Annotated in this window: 4 protein-coding genes and 1 pseudogene; 4 read left to right on the top strand and 1 reads right to left on the bottom strand. The window is 38.8% G+C overall.

Annotation, left to right across the window (positions count from 1 at the left end; translation table 11 throughout):
• Window positions 1-90 precede the first annotated feature (90 nt).
• A complete protein-coding gene (locus AFK68_RS44255) occupies window positions 91-867 on the bottom strand; it encodes a hypothetical protein (RefSeq protein WP_371357237.1) in 777 nt (258 codons plus the stop codon).
• Here AFK68_RS44255 and AFK68_RS44250 point away from each other — a divergent pair.
• The 4 genes and pseudogenes from AFK68_RS44250 to AFK68_RS05010 form a co-directional block, all read left to right on the top strand.
• A pseudogene (locus AFK68_RS44250) lies at window positions 785-1,159 on the top strand (hypothetical protein); the annotation flags it as partial. The gene AFK68_RS44255 and the pseudogene AFK68_RS44250 overlap by 83 nt on opposite strands.
• Window positions 1,160-1,368: 209 nt before the next feature.
• The gene (locus AFK68_RS05020) at window positions 1,369-1,935 is read left to right on the top strand and encodes a hypothetical protein (RefSeq protein ID WP_094671843.1); all 567 of its coding nucleotides are present in this window, start codon (window positions 1,369-1,371) and stop codon (window positions 1,933-1,935) included.
• Window positions 1,936-1,990: 55 nt separating this feature from the next.
• Window positions 1,991-2,371, top strand: a complete 381-nt coding sequence (locus AFK68_RS05015) for a DUF2358 domain-containing protein (protein ID WP_094671842.1) — start codon at window positions 1,991-1,993, stop codon at window positions 2,369-2,371.
• Between the two features lie 415 nt (window positions 2,372-2,786).
• Window positions 2,787-3,319: TRC40/GET3/ArsA family transport-energizing ATPase (locus AFK68_RS05010; protein ID WP_168186324.1), on the top strand; the 533-nt coding region annotated here is incomplete at its 3' end.

Raw genomic sequence — 3,319 nt, 5'->3', positions numbered from 1 at the left:
ACTATGTCAGGTGTAGGTTTAACTGCTTCTGGTGTAGGCATGGGAATGTCAGGTGTAGGTTTAACTGCTTCTGGTGTAGGCATGGGAATGTCAGGTGATGTCAGGTGTAGGTTTAACTGCTTCTGGTGTAGGTTTAACTGCTTCTGGTGTAGGCATGGGAATGTCGGGAGTAGGGTTAACTGCTTCCGGTATGGGCATGGGAATGTCGGGAGTAGGGTTAACTGCTTCTGGTGTTGGTATTGGCATGGGAATGTCGGGAGTAGGGTTAACTACTTCTGGTGTTGGTATTGGCATGGGAATGTCCGGTGTAGGTCTAACTACTTCTGGTGTTGGCATGGGAATGTCAGGGGTAGGGTTAACTACTTCTGGTGTAGGTTTAACTGCTTCTGGTATTGGCATGGGAATGTCAGGGGTAGGGTTAACTACTTCCGGTATTGGCATGGGAATGTCAGGGGTAGGGTTAACTACTTCCGGTATGGGCATGAGTATGTCAGGTGTCGGGTTAACTACTTCTGGTATGGGCATGAGTATGTCAGGTGTTGGCATGGGAATGTCAGGGGTAGGGTTAACTACTTCCGGTATGGGCATGAGTATGTCAGGTGTTGGCATGAGTATGTCAGGTGTAGGGTTAACTACTTCTGGTATTGGCATGGGAATGTCCGGTGTAGGCATGAGTATGTCAGGTGTAGGGTTAACTACTTCCGGTATGGGCATGGGAATGTCCGGTGTAGGCATGAGTATGTCAGGGGTAGGGTTAACTACTTCCGGTATGGGCATGAGTATGTCAGGGGTAGGGTTAACTGCTTCTGGTATTGGTATGAGTATGTCAGGGGTAGGCATGAATATGTCAGGCGTTGCTGCTTCCATGCCACCAGTTCGCCCCCGCAAATTCTGGTTAGTTGCTGATGCTGAACTTATTATCCACGGTGCAACTGAACCTGATGCTACTGTGACTATCGGTGGACGACCAATTAAACTAAACCCCGATGGTACATTCCGCTTCCAGATGGCTTTCCCTGATGGTTTAATTGATTATCCAATCATGGCAGTAGCAGTTGATGGTGAACAAAACCGCTCTATTCACATGAAGTTCACTCGTGAAACTCCAGAACGTCGTACTAATACTAAGGAAGAAGCTGTTCTAGAATGGATGAACTAAAAATTTAGTGGTTCCTTCATTTAGACAAGTAGCGATCGCAATAGGGATGTAAATGCAAACTATTTCCTATTAGCTAAAGAACCCCCGGTTAAAGTCTGGGGGTTTATCATTGAATTAGTTGGATATCTCAATTTTGACTTTTACAAGTACATTTGAATTAGCTAAAAATCAAATAATTTTTAGCTAATCCTGACTTAATTTATATACCGATGAATTTATTAGAAATTACTCAAACACTAACAAATATATTTGGAGAATCTGTTGAAACTCCATCACCTAATTCATGGCAAATAGAAAGAGATAAGTTTCGACTTTTAGTTCTTATCTCAGACGACGAAACTTGGCTCAGAATATTAATACCTATTGCTCCTAAAGAAGATGCTCAACCATTTTTTGATAAATTACTTGAAGCTAACTTTGATGTGACTTTAGAAACTCGTTATGCCATATATGAAAATGTTCTTTGGGGAGTATTTCAGTATAATTTTTCTACATTAACAGTGGAAGATTTTAGTGCAGGTATTCAAAGATTACTTGATTTGAAAGAACAAGGTATATCTGGTTATTTTAATGAGGTAATAGAAAATCGGATTTGCCAAGTAATTAAAGCAGCAAAACTCCAAGGACAAACTGTAGAGGCAACTATACAAACTTTAGAACGTTTTTATGCAGAAGGTTTAATGGGTGAAATAGATATGAATTCAGAATACCGGGAAAAAACTTTGGCAGCTTGGCGTTATCAATTAGAGCGTTTATGGTCTGAAGTTAATGAATAATTTATAATGGATAATTGATAATTAATAAGGAACAAAAAAAGAAGCAAGAAACAAAATGGATATTATTTCAATACTTAAACAAGATTATCAAAAATTTCCGGCTGACCAAACTTACAGTATTTACGCAGAAAATGTTTATTTTGAAGACCCATTAAATAAATTTCGAGGTATAAACCGTTATCAAAAAATGATCGGTTTTATGAGCAATTGGTTTAATAATATTCAACTTGAGTTGCACGACATTAGTCAATCGGGAAATGTGATTAAAACCCGTTGGACACTTAGTTGGACAGCGCCTGCCCCTTGGAAACCTCGAATGGCAATACCAGGATGGAGTGAATTGAAACTTGATACAAATGGATTGATTAATAGTCATATTGACTATTGGGATATTTCTCGACTAGATGTTTTAAAACAGCTTTTTCAAATGAAATAGTGTTATTTCAGTTATTAGAGTTGTTGGGAATTAAGCACAAAAAATGGCTAAAACCCTTATCAGTAAAGGCTTACAGTGCATTTAATATCTAAAATTATGAAACCCTTATATAGCAAGCTTTTGAGCATTTTAAATTTTTATTTCCAAACAACTCTATTAGTTATGAGTTAACAGTACCTCTGATTGAAGCCTATGCTTGAATACTGAATCGAATATTTTTTATTCCCTTGAAAAGGGAGACTTGAGACTTTATTTTTTGGTCAATAATTCTCAGCTTAATTTTTCACAATCATAAATATNAAAAAAAATAATTGTGATATAGAAAAATATCCTCAAAACTATTAGATTCTGGAAAAGTAAATAAATGCTAAAGTTTAAGATATGTAAAAATTTCTCAGAAAAGGTTAAGTAATTAATGCGCGTAATATTAATGACGGGAAAAGGTGGGGTTGGTAAAACATCAGTGGCTGCCTCAACAGGATTACGTTGTGCGGAGTTGGGCCATAAAACTTTGGTTCTCAGCACCGATCCAGCTCACTCTCTAGCAGATAGTTTTGATATGGAAATGAGCCACGAACCTCGGAAGGTTAGGGAAAATCTTTGGGGTGCTGAGTTGGATGCTTTGATGGAGTTGGAGGGAAACTGGGGAGCTGTAAAGCGTTATATTACTCAGGTTTTGCAGGCGCGAGGTTTGGATGGCGTGCAAGCTGAGGAGTTGGCTATTTTGCCGGGAATGGATGAAATTTTTGGTTTGGTGCGGATGAAGCGGCACTATGATGAGGGGGAATATGATGTTTTAATTATTGATTCTGCTCCGACTGGTACTGCTTTACGACTTTTGAGTTTGCCGGAAGTGGGGGGTTGGTATATGAGGAAGTTTTATAAACCTTTGCAGGGAATGTCGGTAGCTTTAAGACCTCTTTTTGAACCTATTTTTAAACCTATTAC

The sequence above is a fragment of the Hydrocoleum sp. CS-953 genome (genome assembly GCF_002260545.1).
GTDB lineage: Bacteria > Cyanobacteriota > Cyanobacteriia > Cyanobacteriales > Microcoleaceae > Trichodesmium.
Note: the sequence above shows the minus strand (reverse complement) of the source record. Positions and strands in the feature narration are given on the sequence as shown.

Coding starts and splice junctions, on each gene's coding strand:
- AFK68_RS44255 (WP_371357237.1), bottom strand. CDS start 867: ATGGAAGCAGCAACGCCTGACATATTCATGCCTACCCCTGACATACTC.
- AFK68_RS05020 (WP_094671843.1), top strand. CDS start 1,369: ATGAATTTATTAGAAATTACTCAAACACTAACAAATATATTTGGAGAA.
- AFK68_RS05015 (WP_094671842.1), top strand. CDS start 1,991: ATGGATATTATTTCAATACTTAAACAAGATTATCAAAAATTTCCGGCT.